We start from the raw sequence: 18,485 nt of genomic DNA on the forward strand, positions 1-18,485 counted from the left end.
TTTGCCATAAGCAGGCAAAGTAATTTCTAATTGTCGGGACGGGATTAGCGTATGAAAGCAGTAATATTGGATGAAAATCAAAAAAAAGCCTCAGAACACTTCAGCGGGGCATGCATAGTGGTTGCAGGGCCTGGCTCGGGCAAAACCCGGGTAATAGCAGCGAGAATTATAAGGCTCATAGAAAAGGCTATTGAGCCTGAAACGATTGTGGCTATAAGCTTTACCAGGGCCTCGGCGCTTGAGATGAAAAACAGATGCATTTCAATGTGCCCAAAAAGCCGCAGGGTGAATTTTGGAACATTTCATTCGGTTTTTTTCAAAATACTCAGAAGTTTCAGGGGTTTCACCTATGAAAGCTTACTGGATGAAGACGAGAAGAGGAGAGTCATAAGGCGCCTGATGGCAACCCACTGCGTTGAAAATGCCCAGGATGAGGAGCTTTTGGAATCCATAATAACTGAAATGTCTTATATGAAAAACGACATGCTTGCATTAGCTGACTACAAGCCGCAGAACATGTCCGCCTCTGATTTCAAAAGGGTATGCAATTCATATGAAAATTACAAAGCCAGTATGGGCAAAATTGATTTTGATGACATGCTGATTTTGACTCACAAGCTGCTGCTGGAAATGCCCGGCGCCCTTGAGAGCATAAAATCCAGTTTCAGATACATTCTTGTGGATGAGTTCCAGGACATAAACAGGGTTCAGCTTGAGGTGTTAAAACTAATTGCGGGCAAATCGGGAAACATATTTGCAGTCGGAGATGACGACCAGTCTATATACAGCTTCAGGGGAGCGAACCCGGAGTTCATGGATGAATTCGAGAATTTTTTCACCCAGTCGAAAAAAATAATACTCGACATAAACTACAGGTCCTGCAAGGAGATCATAGACGCTTCAAACAGGGTCATAATGCACAATTCCGAAAGAAATGACAAGCGCATGAAAAATTCAAGGTCTGAAAGCGGGTGCGTAAATGTAATAGCGCCGAAGGATTCGCAGGAGGAAGCGCAGACAATTTCAAAGGACATACTCTCAAGCATAAAGGCGTATTCTATGAGATATTGCGATTTTGCGGTAATATACAGAACAAACACGCAATCGAGGGCGCTCGTGGATGTTTTCATGGACTACAACATACCTTTTTCAATAGCAGACAGGGTAGTTTCGGTATACGACCACTGGGCTGCGCGGGATGTCATATCTTATCTTAAAATCGCCTGCGGCGCAGGGAAAACTGAGGATTATGCAAGGATTGTAAACAGGCCCTTCAGATATATATCTCGTGAGGCAGTAAGCGGCGCCAAAGGGAGCGGCGATTTTATAGCAGCCCTTAAAAACAATTCAAATCTGAACATGCTGCAGATAAAAGCTCTTGAAAGCCTTGAGCGCGACTTTACTATGATTTCGCGCCTGAGTCCCTCGGATGCGGTGTCCTACATAAGGACATCGGTAGAATATGACAGGCATATAATAAGCTACTGCAATGACAAGGGCATAAAATGCGAGGGAATATTCGAGGTTCTGGATGAAGTGGAGGAGTCCGGCGGATCGTTTTGCACTGTGGGCGAATTTATAAAGCACATAGACAGGGTTAAAGAAGAACTCTTGCTCCAGAAGACCAGAAAAAAAAGCCACGCGGACTGTGTTACGTTTACAACTATGCATGGCGCGAAAGGCCTTGAATTCAAGCGGGTATTCATAATAGGAGCCGTAGAAGGTCTGCTGCCTCATGAAAAGGGATTAGACGGCGGCATTCTGGAGGAAGAAAGGCGGCTTTTCTACGTCGCGCTTACAAGGGCGAAGGACAGCGTGCTTATAACCGCCCCGAAAGTCAAGTATGGAAAGCCATCCCAGGAGAGCAGATTCCTCGAGGAGCTGCTGGAATACCACAAAGCGGGCGCTGTGGCCGGAGAATATATATACCACAAAAAATTCAAGCTTGGGAAAGTGCTTGGAAGTGACGAAGGAATAATCCGGGTTAAATTTGAGGATGGCATCAAGATGCTAGACTATGTGATGTGTCTTAAAAACAGGATAATAACTGCGTGGAATAAAAGCGGACAGGATAGCGGACAAAAGAAATAATACTTCCAGAAAATGCGCACAAACATGATTACATCCATCTGCAATGGATATCATTACTAGTATAGGATATTATAGCAGAGGGGGTAAATTTGAATGGAAAAGATTAGCCAAGGCAAGGCATATGTAGCTGTTGCGCTTATTCTTGCGGCCGCGCTCATAGCGGCATCGCTTATAGTTACACAAGGCTTCGTAAAGGTCAAGGCCTCGCAGAACACATTGTCTGTAAAGGGCTCGGCAAAGAAGGAGATTAAGTCCGACTATGCTGTGTGGACCGGAAGCTTTTCAGTACAGTCCGGCCAGCTTTCCGAAGCGTACAGCATGCTCAGCAACGATGCCGCCAAGGTCAAGCAGTATCTTGTCGACAGCGGGATACCCGAAAAGAGCATAGTCTTTTCAGCTATAAGCACAAGCACCTATAATGAAATACTTCCAAACGGTGTGTACTCCAACAAAATCGAAGGGTACAGACTGTTCCAGAGCGTAGAGATAAAATCGGCAGACATTGACAAGATCACAGAGCTTTCTCGCGAATCTACGGAGCTCATAAATCAAGGCGTGGAATTTCAGTCAATACCTCCGCAATATTTCTATACAAAGCTTGCAGACCTGAAAATCGAGATGATAGAGCTTGCAGCAAAGGATGCACAGCTAAGAGCTGAAAAACTGCTTGCAGTTACAGGAAGCAAGCCGGGAAAGCTTAGGGCAGCCAGACTTGGCGTATTCCAGATTACACCGCCGTTCTCAAACGAGGTTTCTGATTACGGCATAAATGATACAAGCTCTATAGACAAGGAGATAACTGCTGTGGTTAGCTGCGACTTTGAAATCGACTAATTGCAAGGAACAGACTGACGACTTATTTGGAGCAGCAATTACAGCATGATACGGGGGAATATATATGGACGAAAGGGAACTTGAAATAAGGGAGAAGGAACAGGTTATCAGAATGATGAAAAACATAATAAAACAAATGGCAAAAGAGATAGAAAAGCTAAGGCTTGAACTTGAAACAAGGGACAAGCTGGAGAAGGATCTGTCATTGGAAAATAAAAATCAATAATTTTTTCTTGTATAGTATTGACAGGCACTCGAAATAAAATTATAATAGCTTACAAGAGAAGTCAGAATATTAAAAAAGTTGTGACGGAGACAAAAATACCTATCCACATTACCCCAGAGAGCTAATGTCAGGTGAAAATTAGCGTGATGTAAGGTATATAATGATCACTCCCGAGCTGCCAAGTCGAAAGCTGTGCAAGTAGACAAGGCCGGATGCCACCGTTACAGGGCTAAGGTTAAGGCTGTTGCCCGACCGTAAATCAAGATGTGCTTATTGCCATGAACTAGGGTGGTACCACGAGGATAATATACCTTCGTCCCTATGTCTATGATTTCATAGATGTAGGACCGAAGGTTTTTTTATTTGGCCAGCATATTATATGGATGATTTCAACAGCCTAACGAATTCACAATGTAAAGTTTCAGAAAATTGAAAAAATTCGTACGGGGGGTATTATAATGGAAAGAATGCTAAGTCTTAAGGTTGAAAGCGGAATGGAAACACTGCTCAGGGTAGTAGGCGTATTAAGGAGAAAGGAATTCGACATAAAGAATCTTCAGATGGATTTTTCGCAGTGCGGAGGCTCAAGCCTGCTTATAACTCTAAACGACAGTGAAAAACAAGGATTGAAGCAAGCTATAAAACAAATGGAAAAGCTTGTTGATGTATATGAAATAACAGAATTCAAGGGGGAAAACTAAAATGGCAAAAATGTACTATGAAAAGGACGCAGATATGAATCTATTAAAGGGCAAGAAGGTTGCAGTTATAGGCTACGGCAGCCAGGGTCACGCCCATTCGCTCAACATGAAGGAGAGCGGGCTTGACGTTGTAATAGGACTGCATGCAGGCAGCAAGTCGGCGCAGAAGGCAAAGGCGGCAGGACTTGAGGTTATGAGCGTAGCAGATGCAGCAAAGGCAAGCGACGTAATAATGATATTAATACCTGACGAGAAGCAAAAGAGCGTGTATGAAAGTGAAATAGCTCCGAACCTGAAAGCGGGCAAGGCGCTTGCGTTCGCACACGGCTTCAACATACACTTTGGACAGATAAACCCTCCATCAGATGTGGACGTATTCATGGTTGCGCCAAAGGGACCAGGACACCTTGTAAGAAGGGTATACCAAGAGGGCAAGGGAGTTCCTGCGCTTTTCGCGGTGCATAATGACGCGAGCGGCAAGGCAAGAGACATGGCAATGGCATATGCAATGGCCATAGGATCTGCAAGAGCGGGAGTGCTTGAGACTACATTCAAGGAAGAGACTGAAACAGACCTTTTCGGAGAGCAGGCAGTGCTTTGCGGAGGCGCGACAGAGCTTATAAAGGCGGGCTTCGACACTCTTGTGGCGGCTGGCTACCAAAAGGAAGTTGCATACTTTGAGTGCCTTCACGAGCTAAAGCTGATAGTAGACCTTCTATACGAAGGAGGCTTCGAGAAGATGAGATACAGCATATCAGACACAGCGGAGTACGGAGACTACGTGACAGGCAAGAGAGTAGTAAACGAGGAAACAAGAAAAGAGATGAAAAGAGTGCTTGAAGACATACAATCAGGCGAGTTCGCAAGGAACTGGCTGCTTGAGAACATGCTTGGCAGGCCAATGTTCAACGCCACAAAGCAAAAAGAGCTTGAGCATCCAATAGTAGAGGTGGGCAAAGAGCTAAGAGGCATGATGTCCTGGATAAAAGAATAGTAAATTAGGAGGAAGCAGCATGAACAGTCAAAATGTCAAATTAGGTATGCAAAAGGCACCACACAGGTCGCTGCTTAAGGCTCTTGGGCTTACAGACAAGGAAATTGAAAAGCCCTTTATAGGGGTTGTGAATTCATTCAATGAAGTAGTTCCTGGTCACATACATCTTAGGGACATAGCAGAGGCGGTTAAAAAGGGTATACTCATGGAGGGCGGCACGCCTTTTGAATTCCCGACAATAGCAGTTTGCGACGGCATAGCAATGAACCACGAGGGAATGAGATACTCACTGGCAAGCAGAGAGATAATTGCAGACAGCATAGAGATAATGGTAAAGGCACATGCATTTGACGGCATAGTGCTCATTCCAAACTGCGATAAGGTGGTTCCCGGAATGATGATGGCTGCAGCAAGACTGGACATACCGGCGATTGTCGTAAGCGGAGGGCCAATGCTTGCAGGTAAGGTAAAGGGCAAGGCTGAAGACCTCACATCAGTATTCGAGGGAGTAGGAGCTGTTACAGGCAAAACTATGAGCCAGGACGAGCTTGACTGCCTTGAAGAAAATGCGTGTCCAACATGCGGGTCGTGCTCAGGAATGTTCACTGCCAATTCGATGAACTGTATGAGTGAAGCTTTGGGTCTGGCGCTGCCGGGCAATGGAACAGTGCCTGCTGTTTACGCACAAAGAAAAAGACTCGCCAAGGAAGCGGGAATGGCTATAATGAAGCTTGTAAGGGAAGACATAAGGCCAAGCCAGATATTAACGGAAAAGACGTTTGAAAACGCGCTCGTTGTGGACATGGCACTTGGCTGCTCAACAAACACAGTGCTTCACCTAACAGCTATTGCAAATGAAGCGGGAGTCAAAATAGACCTCGACAAGATAAACAATATCAGTTCAAAGACGCCTAACCTATGCAGACTAAGACCGGCAGGTCCATATCATATGGAGGACCTGGATGCTGCAGGCGGAATATCAGCAGTCATGAATGAGCTCTCAAAGGCAAACCTGCTTAATATGCAGGAGCTTACTGTATCGGGGGAAACAGTAGGTGAAAAGATAAGTGGCTGCGAGAAAAAATATGATGTCATAGCAGCAATCGACAAGCCATACAGCTCCACGGGAGGCATAGCCGTTCTAAAAGGAACACTGGCTCCGGACGGTGGCGTAGTAAAAAAATCCGCAGTTGTAGACGAAATGCTTGTTTCAAAAGGCAGAGCCAAGGTGTTTGACTGCGAGGAAGATGCAGTAAGCGCAATATTCTCAGGAAAAATACAAAAAGGGGATACTGTAGTAATAAGATATGAAGGGCCAAAAGGTGGACCTGGAATGAGAGAGATGCTTTCACCTACCTCGGCTATAGCCGGTATGGGACTTGACAAGGATGTCTCGCTTATTACAGACGGAAGATTTTCGGGTGCAACAAGGGGAGCTGCAATAGGACACGTATCGCCGGAAGCTGCTGAAGGCGGGCCTATTGCATATATAATGGACGGAGATGAAATAGAAATAGACATGCTAAAAGGTGTTTTAAATCTGCTTGTAAGCGAAAGCGAGCTGGAGGAGAGAAAAAATAAAATTCAGCTTAAGGGTAATTCGTACGGAGGATATCTGGGCAGATACGCCAAGCTAGTATCTTCTGCTTCGGAAGGGGCAGTATTTAAAAAATAGGATAATGATGTTGGGAAGGTGAGAATTTTGGTTAAAAGTGGAGCACAGGTTGTTTTGGAATGCCTGAAGGAGCAGGAAGTTGACACGATTTTTGGATATCCGGGAGGGGCTGTAATACCTCTGTATGATGCGCTTTATGACGAGCTTGACTATTTCAGGCATGTCAGGACTTCGCATGAACAGGGAGCTGTTCATGCAGCTGACGGCTATGCCAGGGCAACCGGCAAGGTTGGAGTTTGCTTTGCTACGTCAGGTCCGGGAGCAACAAATATAGTAACGGGGCTTGCTACTGCATACATGGATTCTGTGCCAATGGTAGCGATAACAGGCCAGGTTGCCATGGCGCTTTTGGGCAAGGACTCATTCCAGGAAATAGACATAGTCGGCATGACTCTTCCAATAACCAAGCATAATTGCCAGGTTAAAGATATCACCAAGCTTGCTGATACAATACGAAAGGCTTTCGAAGTGGCAAGAAGCGGTAGGCCGGGACCTGTGCTCATAGATATTCCAAAGGACATATTCACAAAGCAGGTTGAGTATGAAAAAAGGCAGTTAACTGAAAAAAGCAAAGATATGTCTTCCGGAAAGATTGATATGGAGTTGCTAAAGCAGGCAGCCGTCATGATCAATGAATCGAAAAAGCCGGTTATATACGCGGGCGGGGGGATAATATCCTCCAATTCGTCCGAAAAGCTATACAGGCTTGCAAAAAAAGGGGACATACCTGTTGTCAATACTCTCATGGGGCTTGGAAGCTTCCCCAGAAATGACGAGCTTTCGCTTGGAATGGTGGGAATGCATGGCTACGAAAATGCGAACATGGCTGTTATGGAAAGCGACCTTATAATAGGTGTTGGAGCCAGATTCAGCGACAGGGTGATAGGAAACCCAAACAAGTTTGCTCCCGGTGCCAGGATAATCCACATAGACATAGACGGCACAGAGCTCAACAAAAACATGGATGCATATTTGCCAATAGAAGGAGATATGTCTGAAATCATCGAGGTCCTGCTGGACCTTGTAGAAGCTGCGGACAGAAAAGACTGGCACAAGCATATATCGACGTGGAAATCCCATTGTAAAGCAGAAAAGGACGAGTTCACACCAGGGAACATACTGGAATATATGAACGGTGAATTCGAGGATGCAATTGTAGCAACGGATGTCGGACAACACCAGATGTGGACAGCTCAGATGTGGAAATTCAAGGAGCCGAGGACTTTCATAACCTCGGGAGGGCTTGGAACCATGGGCTACGGTCTTGGGGCAGCCATAGGCGCCCAGCTTGGAAGACTTGACAAGCGGGTTGTGCTTGTAACCGGCGATGGCAGCTTCAGGATGAACTGTAATGAAATGGCCACGCTTTCAAAGCTTGACGTACCTGTTGTGATACTGCTGCTCAACAACAGCACATTAGGCATGGTTCGTCAGTGGCAAAGGCTGTTTTCAAACAAGAGATTCTCTGAGACTGATTCAAACGAGAATATCGACTATGTAAAGCTTGCACAGGCCTACTCCATACAGGCCTTCAGGGCGGGAAACATGGACGAGCTTGATCTCGCCGTTTCATCAATGGACAACACAAAGCCTGCGTTCATAGAATGTGTTATAGACAAGGACGAATGCGTATATCCTATAGTCCCTCCAGGGAGGCCTATAGACGAATATATTGTAGGATAGATTTTATTTCAAATATGAAAGGCCCGCAGAATCTGAACAGGATCCGCGGGCCTTCTGTTTAAGGATTTAATTGTAGTATTCATCCTTTTCAAATATATTTCTTATTTCATCTATGTTGCTTGTAAGTCCAAGTGCAAGCATAAGCTTTATCCGGGCTTTTTGTCCGTTGAGTTCACCGCCGAATATGCAGCCCATCTTTCGAAGAGCGTATCCTGCACCTTCGTAGCCGTAAGTGTCAAGAACTCTTCCGGCAGGGCATCTGGAAACTATTACAACGGGTATGTTCCTGTCTATGGCATATTGAACGCCCTCGACCATCTTGGGAGGTATGTTGCCGCGGCCCATGGCCTCTATAACTATTCCCTTTGAACCTGAATCCACACAGAATTTCAAAAGCTTCGAGTCCATTCCCAGAACACATTTAATGAGGTCTACATCAGACTCGATCGTGTCTGTTTTAATATGCTGTCCCGGAGTGATATTTCTATGGATTATTAGCTTGTCATTGTCAATGACGCCAAGAGGGCCATAAGTCAGGGATTTGAAGGTTCCGAGGCTCAGCGTGTTTGTCTTTGTAGATTCAAACGCCGTATTAACCTCATTGTTTAATACTATCAGCACGCCCTTGTTTCTGGCTTTCTCGGAAACTGCCGTACATACTGCGGCAGCAAGGTTGCTAGGGCCGTCGTAGCCAAGCTCGGAACTGCTTCGCATTGCACCTACAACGATGACAGGCTTTTCACTCTCTATTGCAAGGTCGAGAAAGTAAGCTGTCTCTTCAAGGCTGTCTGTTCCGTGTGTTACAACAACGCCAGTTATGGTCTCATCTGCAAGGAGTTTCTCGACTTGGGATTTAAGCTTAATGAGAATCTCCGGAGTCACATGAGGTCCTGGAATCTCAGAAAAATTGAAGACCTTAATATTGGCAATCTTGTCTATGTTGGTCACCATTGACATGATTTGCTCTCCTGAAAGAGTAGGTATTGCTGCGCCTATTCTCGGATCGATGGTCATGGAAATGGTACCGCCTGTAAAAACTATGGCTACAGTATCCTTCTTCATTTTAAACCTCCCATTAATATATTTAAATCAAAATGAGTGTTAAGAAGATTATACAAGCATGTTGACGTGTAATACATATATAAAATTAGGACATTCAAAGAATATGCCGAATTATAAAAAAGATGAAGCTTCGTTTTGCAATAAAAAAAAACTGCCTTCTTTAGTAAAGAAGACAGGGCCACACATTCCGTGTGAAAAAATCCGTTCGAAAGGGGTATTGAGAATAGAGATTTTATTCGGGTTGTCAGGGGGATAACCACTACAATGAGTATAGCAAAAAACTAAAAATTGTGCAACTTATTTATACGATTTTTTTGTTAAAATATTACCCTGTGAATCATTATAAGCATTTCGTAATCAATTGAATATTGCATTAAAATTTAGTGTAAATTGCCGCGAGGAATAGGGTATTTTATTTATAAAATCATGCTTTTGTTATATAATAATATATGCTTGCCTAAAAAGGCCGGGCACATTAGCAGAGAAGGTGAAGTAAATTGATGGAAATATATTTGGACAACAGCGCTACTACAAGGCCATATGGTGAAGTGGCACAAAGGATGATGGAATATCTCACAGCCAGATACGCCAATCCTTCCTCAGCACACAGCAAGGGCGTTGAGATTGAAAGGGATATAAAAAATGCGAGGAAAAAAATCGCATCGCTGATGGGTGCAATCGATGATGAAATAGTTTTCACATCGGGAGGAACCGAATCTGACAATATCGCAATACGCGGCATAGCTTATGCAAACCGCAAGCAGGGCAAACACATAATAACCACATGCATAGAGCACCCCGCAGTGCTCAGCACAGTGAAGGATTTGGAAAATGAAGGCTTTGAAGCGACATACCTGGGTGTGGACAGCAGCGGAGTTATTGACTTCGAGGACTTTAAAAAAGCCCTTAGGGATGATACGATTCTTGTTGCCATAATGCATGTAAACAACGAAAGCGGCAGCGTGCAGCCCGTCGAAAAGATAGGAAGATACCTTTCCAAGCTCAAAAGAAAGGTGTATTTCTTTGTGGATGCCGTGCAATCATTTGGCAAGATAGATTTCAGACCAGGCAGGTATGGCATAGACCTCATGTCAATAAGCGGCCACAAGCTACACGGACCCAAGGGTATAGGCGCCTTGTACATTAAAAAAGGGACCAGGCTAAAGTCGATTGTGACAGGCGGCGGACAGGAAAGAGGCGTAAGGCCGGGCACTGAAAATGTGCCGGGGATAATGGGTCTTGAGACAGCGGCATTGAAGACGGTTTCTGATTTGCCTTCCAAGATAGAACGGCTGGGCGCCATGAAAAGCCTGCTCCAGGAAGAAATAACTGCAAGGGTTCCCAACATAAAGATAAACAGTACACCTGAAGGCGCATGCCATATACTCAACATTTCATTCATGGATGTCAAAGGCGAGGTATTGCTGCATACGCTTGAGCAGGATGGCGTATTTGTATCTACCGGCTCTGCGTGTTCATCAAAGAAAAAGGGAAGCCACGTGCTAAGGGAGATGGGTCTTAGCGAAGCCCAAATTGAAGGCGCGATACGATTCAGCCTCGGGGAGTTCAATGATGCAGAGCAGATAAAATGCGCGGCTGAAATTGTTAGCAGAAGGGTTGAAGAGTTTAGGAAAATAGTGGGTAAATAAGGAGTGGAGAAGTGTGTATAACATAGTAATAGTTAGATACGGAGAAATTGCTATCAAAGGCAAAAATAAGCCTGTTTTTGAAAAGAAGCTTTTAGGTAATATAAAAAATGCCCTTAAGCCTCTTGGGAACATAAATGTATACAGAAAGCACGGAAGAATACTAATAGACGTTGAAGGGCACGATCACGAGGCGATCATCGAGGAGGCCAAGAAGGTCTTTGGGGTGTTCTCGCTGAGTCCAGCAATACAGCTTGAAAAGGACTTCCAGAAACTTAAGGAAAAATGCCTCGAGCTGCTAAGCGAAAAGGTAGAGTTTGAGGATGTATGCACCTTCAAGGTGGATTCGAAAAGGACCGACAAGAGCTTCCCGCTCAAATCGCCTGAAATAAGTAGGGAGATAGGGGCATACCTGCTCAAGGCGCTCTCCGACAGCGTAGGCGTCGATGTCAACAATCCTGACGTCAAGGTATATGCTGAAGTCAGGGAGGATAGCTATATCTGCTTTACAGAAAAGGTAATGGGTTTTGGAGGAATGCCGCTTGGCACCAACGGCAAGGCGCTGGTGCTGCTTTCTGGAGGCATAGACAGCCCAGTGGCTGCATGGATGATAGCAAAAAGAGGCGTCGAGGTTGAAGCCATCCACTATCACAGCTATCCATTCACCAACGAGAGATCTCTTGAAAAGGTCAAGGACCTTGCCAGGATACTTTCAAAATACTGCGGCCCCGTGAAGTTCTACAGTGTAAATCTGCTGCCTGTACAGAAGATGATAAACGAGCACTGTCCTCCGGAGGAGCTGACTATTATAGCCAGAAGATTCATGATGAAGATAGCAGAAAGAGTAGCCAGGCTCAAAGGCTGCAACGCACTTGTGACAGGCGAGAGCATCGGGCAGGTCGCATCCCAGACGATAAACGGCCTCGAGGTTACTGACGGCGCCGTTGAGATTCCAGTGTTCAGGCCGCTGATTGCACTCGACAAGATTGAGATAATATCGATTTCAGAAAAGATAGGCACATACGAGACTTCCATAATTCCTGAAGAGGACTGCTGCACTGTGTTTTTGCCAAAGCATCCAGTTACAAGGCCAAGGCTCGACAGGATAGAAAAATCAGAATCAGTCCTGCCGGTCGAAGAGCTCATAGAAAACGCAATCGCCACCATGGAGGTTGAGGTGATAGGATATGAATAAATTTTTGGCCAGATGGATTGTATCGACACTGGCATTGTTCCTTGCGGCGTCGTTGCTGAAATCGGTTGAGGTTACAGGCATTTCAGCTGCGCTCCTTGCAGCTGCAGTGCTTGGCATAGTGAACATGTTCCTTAAGCCTCTGGCGCTTATACTCACGTTGCCAATAAATATTTTGACACTCGGACTCTTTACGTTTGTAATAAATGGCTTTATGCTGTATATAACATCGGGGCTTGTGCCCGGATTTGCTGTCACGGGCTTCTGGGGAGCTGTCGCAGGAGCCATCGTGATTAGCGTATTCAACATGATACTAAACAGCATATTCAATATTGAAAAATAAGGGGTTAATAAAATGATAGAAATTGGAGTTATGAATAGACTCAAAATTGACAGATTTGCGCAGCCAGGAGCATATCTTACAGACAACACTGATGCCAAGTCGGTGCTGCTGCCAAAAAAACATGTGCCTGAGGGAGCAAAGGAAGGCGACTTCCTGGACGTTTTCATATACAGGGATTCAAGCGACAGGCTTATTGCCACGACAAAGAAGCCCAAGGCCATGGTGGGACAGCTTGCGCAGCTCAAGGTGGTTGAGACTACAAAAATCGGAGCTTTCCTGGACTGGGGGCTCGACAAGGATATACTGCTTCCATTTTCAGAGCAAAAGTACATCATACAAAAGGGAAAAAGCTATGTAGTGCTTATATATTTGGACAAGAGCAAGCGCATAAGCGCCACCACAGACATATACGATTACCTGATGACAGACAGTCCATATGAGGCGGGAGACTGGGTGGAAGGCACTGTGTACGGTTCAAAAGAAGGCATGGGCGTATTCGTGGCTGTAGACAATGCCTTCAAGGGAATGATACCCGAGAGCGAGTGCTTCGAGAATTTGCAACCCGGTGACAGGGTAAAGGCCAGGGTTATAAGAGTAAGGGAAGACGGTAAGCTTGATCTTTCAACAAGGAAAGAGGCCTACAAGCAAATGGGGGACGACTCTGAAAAGCTCATGGAATATATAAAAGGCTGCGGAGGAGAAATTTTCATTGGTGACAAGAGCGACCCGGAGATAGTAAAGAAATATCTTAGCATGAGTAAGGCGGCCTTTAAGAGGGCGGCTGGAAAGCTTCTTAAAGAAGGTAGTATAGAAAAAACAGATAAAGGGTATAAATTTAAAAATGCGGGAGGCAGAAAATATGAATAAGAATCCAATAGTAACTTTTGAAATGGAAAGCGGCGGCAAGATTGAAATCGAGCTCTATGAAAATATAGCTCCAAACACAGTGAAAAACTTTATATCGCTAGTCGACAAGGGCTTTTACGACGGGCTGACATTTCACAGGGTAATCCCGGGCTTCATGATACAGGGCGGCTGCCCTCAGGGGACGGGTACGGGCGGTCCTGGATATACTATAAAGGGCGAATTCGGCATGAACGGATTTACCAATAACATGAAGCATGAAAGAGGCGTTATATCAATGGCAAGGGCGATGAGTCCAGATTCTGCGGGTTCCCAGTTCTTCATAATGGTTGCAAAGTCTCCGCATCTTGATGGACAGTATGCAGCCTTTGGCAGGGTAATAAGCGGGATGGAAGAGGCAGACAGGATTGTAGCGGTAGACAGGGACTATACGGACAAGCCTAATTCGCCGCAGAAGATTATGAAGGCAAGCGTTGAAAAATTCGGCGTTGAATATCTGGAACCGGAAAAAATATAGCAGGTAAAACTTCATGTAAAATTAAAACGGACGCGATTATTCGCGTCCGTTTTTAGATTGAGATATTTTTAGATTAGATATTTTTGTCAGCCAGATATTTGTTCGCATCTGCAACAAGCTCGTCTATGAGCTCCTTGACTGTGACTATCTTGTCTATCTTGTATACGTTTGAGCCCGAGAAAATCAGGCCGTGGTCAACATCGCCCTTGACAGAATTTATAAGCGCCAGGGATATGCAGTAAGGCGTACTTGCAGGGTTGCAAGGCTTAAGGCAGTTCCAGCATCTGCTTACAGGGATGTTTGAATTTTCAAGTGATTCAACAAATTTGTTTCTGATGGCTCTTCCGGGAAGGCCAACAGGACTTTTCACAAGCTGCACATCCTCCTTCTTGGCGTTTACATAGGCCATTTTGAAGTTGATGTGAGCGTCGCATTCCTCGGTGGCTACAAATCTTGTCCCCATTTGAACGCCTGATGCTCCCAGCATTATAAATTCGCCGATGTCGCTTCCGGTGAATATGCCGCCTGCGGCAATCACAGGTATCTTTCTGTTGAAAGTCTCTTCGTAAGGCTTTATAGATTCAAGCACATCAGTTACTATTTCCTTAAGGCTTGGAAGCGTCGGACTTGACAGGTCTTCAGCTGAGAAACCAAGGTGGCCTCCGGCCTCAGGGCCTTCAACTATTACAGCATCTGGTATGTAGTCGTATTTTTTAGTCCACATCTTGGTTATAGTAGCAGCTGCTTTCCCCGAAGAAACAATAGGGATTATCTTAGTGCAGGAATTCTTCACAAGCTCAGGCAGATTTGAAGGCAGCCCGGCTCCTGATATTATAACGTCGACTTTTTCTTTGACACATGCTAATACAGCTTCCTTGTAGTTGCTTGTGGCTACCATGATGTTAACTCCGAGTATGCCATTTGGAGAAAGGCTTCTTGCCTTTTTTATCTCATTTACAAGAGCTCGTATATTTGCTTCCTTAGGATTTATGTCAAAGTCATCTTCGCGATAACCAATTTGGACACTAGAAATAACTCCGACCGCACCTTCGTTTGCCACAGCTGCAGCCAGACTGGCACCAGAAACTCCGACTCCCATTCCACCTTGAATTATTGGGATTTTGACTATTAAGTCACCTAATTTTAAAGGTGAAAGATTCATTAAACTGACTCCTCCTACATTGTATATTTTGATAAATTAGTAGTTGATTTTAATACTAACCTATAAAGTGTATCTTACATATAATAATATGACAAAAAAGTGAATAATTCAACAAAATAAAATAGTCTGTCCATATCTTAATAGTATTTGATCGCCATGCGGAACAAAAATCGTTAAACTATGTTAAATAAAGTTGAGGCAAGGGTATAATTTAAAATATTATGTAGTTTCAGCGAATGAACATAGAAATTCTGCACGGGCATATACTCTGATGAAGTATTCTTGAAAGGAGAGCGGCTGTTGGATTTAATGGGGCTGAATATAGATAAATATGTGCAAGGGGGATCTTTGTGGCTTTTCTATTACCTGGCCGCAGTGAACGCGTCAGGCATTGCAGTCATGGGAATAGATAAGCTAAAGGCTAAGCGGAGGTACAGAAGGATTAGCGAAAGAAGCATTTTCACATTGGCGGCTGCAGGCGGAGCGCTAGGCGTGTGGATAGGAATGTCGCTTTTTCGTCACAAGACCAGGCATAAAAGCTTCTGCTTAGGCATACCGGCGCTTTTGATGTTGAATATTCTAGTGGTTTACCTGCTTTTGAATTTCGGCGTTTAGTGTACTGACACAAAGTCAATAGTGGGAAATGGCGAAAAAGAGGTGCGTTTTATGGAGATGAATATCCAGAAACTTTTAGATACCACTGTATATCTGGTTGCAGTATTTGATGGGGACAACAAGCTTATATTCTCAAACAGCACATTCAAGCAGTTTTTCAGGGGAGTCGAGGCTGCTGATGACATTATCAAAAACTTCAAGCTTGCAAAACGACTTATATGGGAAGAGGATATTGAGAATGGCGGGAAATACAGGACTATAGTAAAGTCGGATGAAAACGAGGACCACATATTTAAGTTTGAAGTAAGCAGCAGCGGTGAGTACAAGTTGGCTATAGGAATAAAACTCGACTACGAAGACATAATAAGGCTTGCGGAGGACATGCTCACAAAAAACTATGTAAAAATAGACGGCCTCAGCGACATAAGCATCGCAGCCAATACTAAAAACTTTGGCCTGGATGAAAATTTCTATGTGACTATAATGCTCAGCGATGATTTGGATATAAAAATGACAAGCGGCAATATAGGAGAATATTTTGCTGGTTCAAGCTACATTGGCATGCCGCTTGAACAGGCTTTCGGACCGGAATTTGCATTTGTGGTTTCTGAAAAGATCAAGATGCTCGATGCGTTCAAATATATAAGCTTTGACCTTATGGGCAAGCTGGTTGCCGTATCACGGCACGATGACAAGGGCTATGTGCTCAACATATATCCCTATTCGAAGGATGTCCATGACAAGTTTGCCGAGATACAAAGTCTCAAGGCTACTATAAAGAGGCTTGAAATGGAGCTTAACAACAAAAACAAGCTGATCAAGGTTCAAAAGATGATATTTGAAAACATCAAAACGATAGATGACATGACGAAGCTCTACAACAGGGCGCACTTTTACAGGACTATCGAAGGCGAGATAAGGAGGGCGAAGAAGCTGGAATATCCGCTCTCACTCATAATATTCAGCCTCGAAAACCTGAAGGAGATAAATCTGACCGCCGGAACGGAGTACGGCGATGAAGCCCTCAGAGAACTTGCAAATACAATCAAATCGCTTTTGAAGAGGGATTTTGAGATGGCCTTCAGGCTCAGCTCACATGAATTTGCTGTGATTTCACTGAACACAAGCCCGCAGGAGGCGTTTATGAGATTCAGGGAAGCCCAGGATGTCACCCTCGACGAAATGAAGCTGGACGTTGAATTCAGGATAATACAAATTGACCTTGCCATGGATGCGGAAAGCATAACAGCCTACATAAATGAAAACACGCATTCCATGTAGACTTACGCATTTGATCTGTCAAAGCAGTGCAAAATTCATTGACTATGGGAAGCGGCTGTGTTAATATGGATTAAATGAATAGGAGCCTTTAATTACGGTACAGAGAGACCGGGAAGGTAATAAATGCAGTGCACTGCCCGCTTGGCGGATGCATATTATTTCAGGTATAATTCTGCCTTCCCGCTTGGGAAGGCATTTTTTATTCTTTAATTTAGTTCCGAGAAGCTAAAAAGGGGGCGGTTTTATGTTAAAAGGTAAACACCTAATCGATTTGAACGAATTTACAACAGACGAGGTTGATGAAATATTGGAGCTTGCGGACAAGATGGTCAAAAACCCTCTTGACTACTGCGAGATAGCAAAGGGCAGGATACTTGCAACGCTTTTTTTCGAGCCCAGCACAAGGACAAGACTCAGCTTTGAAGCTGCAATGCTAAGGCTTGGAGGGCAGATAATCGGATTTTCAAGCCCTGACGCGTCATCCACATCAAAGGGAGAGAGTCTTTCCGACACGCTAAGAACAGTGGCTGCATATGCAGACATAATAGCAATGAGACACCCTAAAGAAGGGGCCCCAAGGCTTGGCGCCAAATTCATAGACGCACCCATAATAAACGCCGGAGACGGTGGACATCAGCACCCGACCCAGACACTTACAGATATGCTTACTATAAAAAGTATTAAGGGAACTGTTTCAGGCCTTACAATAGGCGTGTGCGGCGACCTTAAATTCGGAAGGACTGTACACTCACTTATAAAAGCATTTTCAAGATACCCGGGCAACAAATTTATACTTATATCACCACAGGAGCTCAAAATCCCTCAGTATATAAAAACTCAGGTGCTCGAAAAAAACAATATTGAATTCATTGAGACTGAAAAGATTGACGAAGTCATGGGAGATCTGGACATACTATACATGACAAGAGTACAAAAAGAGAGGTTCTTCAACGAAGAGGACTATATAAGGCTCAAGGACAGCTATATACTAGACAGGGACAAGATGGCTATGGCCAAGGAAGACATGATTGTGCTTCACCCGCTGCCAAGGGTAAATGAGATATCGTATGAGGTCGACGAAGACGAGAGGGCCTGCTACTTCAAGCAGGTGGAGTATGGAATGTATGCCAGGATGGCGCTAATTGCCAAACTATTGGGGGTTGATAAATAATGCTTGTAGTTGAAGGTGTAAAAAACGGTATAGTGATTGACCATATAAAGGCTGGAAAAGGGATAGAGGTTTTCAACCTTCTCAACTTGGGAGAGGCGGATTTCCATGTGGCCCTGATAATAAACGCTCAAAGCAAGAGGCTTGGCAAAAAGGACATGATAAAGGTGGATAATGTCATGGATCTGAATCTGGATCTGCTGGGGCTTTTCGATCCCAATATAACAATAAATGTTATAGAAAATGAAAAGGTTACTTCAAAAATAAATTTAAAGCTGCCTCAAAGGGTAAAGAATATAATAAAATGTAAAAACCCGCGCTGCATAACGAGCATCGAACCTTACATCGAGAACGAGTTTGAACTGCTTGATCAGGAAAGCTGCGAATACAGGTGCGTGTATTGTGACGAAATTTATAAGATAGAAAAGTAG

Annotated in this window: 18 protein-coding genes and 1 other annotated feature; of the genes, 16 read left to right on the plus strand and 2 right to left on the minus strand. The window is 44.4% G+C overall.

The window, feature by feature from the left end; all coding sequences use genetic code 11:
- Nucleotides 1-51 precede the first annotated feature (51 nt).
- From EAL2_RS04645 to ilvB, 7 genes are all read left to right on the plus strand, one after another.
- Nucleotides 52-2,091 (plus strand): ATP-dependent helicase, encoded by a 2,040-nt coding sequence (locus tag EAL2_RS04645; RefSeq protein WP_025435242.1) that lies wholly within the window; start codon nucleotides 52-54, stop codon nucleotides 2,089-2,091.
- Nucleotides 2,092-2,184: 93 nt separating this feature from the next.
- Complete coding sequence (locus tag EAL2_RS04650; protein WP_025435243.1) at nucleotides 2,185-2,925, plus strand: SIMPL domain-containing protein; 741 nt, start codon at nucleotides 2,185-2,187, stop codon at nucleotides 2,923-2,925.
- A gap of 64 nt (nucleotides 2,926-2,989) precedes the next feature.
- Nucleotides 2,990-3,151: a hypothetical protein gene (locus EAL2_RS15445; protein WP_158408893.1), complete on the plus strand. Its 162-nt coding sequence runs from the start codon at nucleotides 2,990-2,992 to the stop codon at nucleotides 3,149-3,151.
- Nucleotides 3,152-3,222: 71 nt separating this feature from the next.
- Nucleotides 3,223-3,475 (plus strand) — a binding site (T-box leader).
- A 134-nt stretch (nucleotides 3,476-3,609) separates the two neighbouring features.
- Nucleotides 3,610-3,852, plus strand: coding sequence for an ACT domain-containing protein (locus EAL2_RS04655; RefSeq protein WP_025435244.1), 243 nt, complete (start codon nucleotides 3,610-3,612; stop codon nucleotides 3,850-3,852).
- Between the two features lies 1 nt (nucleotide 3,853).
- A complete protein-coding gene (gene ilvC, locus EAL2_RS04660; RefSeq protein ID WP_025434472.1) occupies nucleotides 3,854-4,846 on the plus strand; it encodes a ketol-acid reductoisomerase in 993 nt (330 codons plus the stop codon).
- A gap of 19 nt (nucleotides 4,847-4,865) precedes the next feature.
- On the plus strand, nucleotides 4,866-6,521 hold the full coding sequence (gene ilvD / locus EAL2_RS04665; RefSeq protein WP_025435245.1) for a dihydroxy-acid dehydratase: 1,656 nt from the start codon (nucleotides 4,866-4,868) through the stop codon (nucleotides 6,519-6,521).
- A 27-nt stretch (nucleotides 6,522-6,548) separates the two neighbouring features.
- A complete protein-coding gene (gene ilvB / locus EAL2_RS04670; protein WP_025435246.1) occupies nucleotides 6,549-8,204 on the plus strand; it encodes a biosynthetic-type acetolactate synthase large subunit in 1,656 nt (551 codons plus the stop codon).
- Between the two features lie 66 nt (nucleotides 8,205-8,270).
- On the opposite strand, the gene EAL2_RS04675 is transcribed toward ilvB, so the two are convergent.
- Entirely contained in the window at nucleotides 8,271-9,266 is a 996-nt protein-coding gene (locus EAL2_RS04675; protein ID WP_025435247.1) for an asparaginase, read from the minus strand.
- A 500-nt stretch (nucleotides 9,267-9,766) separates the two neighbouring features.
- On the opposite strand from EAL2_RS04675, the gene EAL2_RS04680 reads away from it, so the two are divergent.
- Genes EAL2_RS04680 through EAL2_RS04700 form a run of 5 tightly spaced genes read left to right on the plus strand, consistent with a single transcriptional unit; the run spans nucleotide 9,767 to nucleotide 13,828 of the window.
- Nucleotides 9,767-10,915 carry a cysteine desulfurase family protein gene (locus tag EAL2_RS04680; RefSeq protein ID WP_025435248.1) on the plus strand — a complete coding sequence of 383 codons (1,149 nt, stop codon included), beginning with the start codon at nucleotides 9,767-9,769 and terminating at the stop codon, nucleotides 10,913-10,915.
- A 13-nt stretch (nucleotides 10,916-10,928) separates the two neighbouring features.
- Nucleotides 10,929-12,107, plus strand: a complete 1,179-nt coding sequence (gene thiI, locus EAL2_RS04685) for a tRNA uracil 4-sulfurtransferase ThiI (protein ID WP_025435249.1) — start codon at nucleotides 10,929-10,931, stop codon at nucleotides 12,105-12,107.
- Nucleotides 12,100-12,447, plus strand: coding sequence for a phage holin family protein (locus EAL2_RS04690; protein WP_025435250.1), 348 nt, complete (start codon nucleotides 12,100-12,102; stop codon nucleotides 12,445-12,447). Before thiI ends, EAL2_RS04690 begins: the two co-directional genes overlap by 8 nt.
- A 30-nt stretch (nucleotides 12,448-12,477) precedes the next feature.
- Complete coding sequence (locus tag EAL2_RS04695) at nucleotides 12,478-13,314, plus strand: CvfB family protein (protein WP_322787241.1); 837 nt, start codon at nucleotides 12,478-12,480, stop codon at nucleotides 13,312-13,314.
- Complete coding sequence (locus tag EAL2_RS04700; protein ID WP_025435252.1) at nucleotides 13,307-13,828, plus strand: peptidylprolyl isomerase; 522 nt, start codon at nucleotides 13,307-13,309, stop codon at nucleotides 13,826-13,828. The genes EAL2_RS04695 and EAL2_RS04700 overlap by 8 nt, the downstream gene beginning before the upstream one ends.
- A 73-nt stretch (nucleotides 13,829-13,901) precedes the next feature.
- Here EAL2_RS04700 and EAL2_RS04705 read toward each other — a convergent pair whose 3' ends face one another.
- Nucleotides 13,902-14,990, minus strand: coding sequence for an NAD(P)H-dependent flavin oxidoreductase (locus tag EAL2_RS04705; protein ID WP_025435253.1), 1,089 nt, complete (start codon nucleotides 14,988-14,990; stop codon nucleotides 13,902-13,904).
- Nucleotides 14,991-15,338: 348 nt separating this feature from the next.
- Here EAL2_RS04705 and EAL2_RS04710 point away from each other — a divergent pair, with 348 nt between their 5' ends.
- The 4 genes from EAL2_RS04710 to EAL2_RS04725 all read left to right on the plus strand — a co-directional run bounded on the left by EAL2_RS04710 (nucleotide 15,339) and on the right by EAL2_RS04725 (nucleotide 18,485).
- A complete protein-coding gene (locus tag EAL2_RS04710; protein WP_025435254.1) occupies nucleotides 15,339-15,605 on the plus strand; it encodes a DUF1294 domain-containing protein in 267 nt (88 codons plus the stop codon).
- A gap of 51 nt (nucleotides 15,606-15,656) precedes the next feature.
- Entirely contained in the window at nucleotides 15,657-16,886 is a 1,230-nt protein-coding gene (locus EAL2_RS04715; RefSeq protein ID WP_025435255.1) for a GGDEF domain-containing protein, read from the plus strand.
- 244 nt (nucleotides 16,887-17,130) lie between these two features.
- Nucleotides 17,131-18,057, plus strand: a complete 927-nt coding sequence (pyrB, locus tag EAL2_RS04720; RefSeq protein ID WP_025435256.1) for an aspartate carbamoyltransferase — start codon at nucleotides 17,131-17,133, stop codon at nucleotides 18,055-18,057.
- Nucleotides 18,057-18,485, plus strand: coding sequence for an aspartate carbamoyltransferase regulatory subunit (locus EAL2_RS04725; protein ID WP_025435257.1), 429 nt, complete (start codon nucleotides 18,057-18,059; stop codon nucleotides 18,483-18,485). The genes pyrB and EAL2_RS04725 overlap by 1 nt, the downstream gene beginning before the upstream one ends.

It is taken from the genome of Peptoclostridium acidaminophilum DSM 3953, assembly GCF_000597865.1.
GTDB classification, from domain to species: domain Bacteria; phylum Bacillota; class Clostridia; order Peptostreptococcales; family Peptostreptococcaceae; genus Peptoclostridium_A; species Peptoclostridium_A acidaminophilum.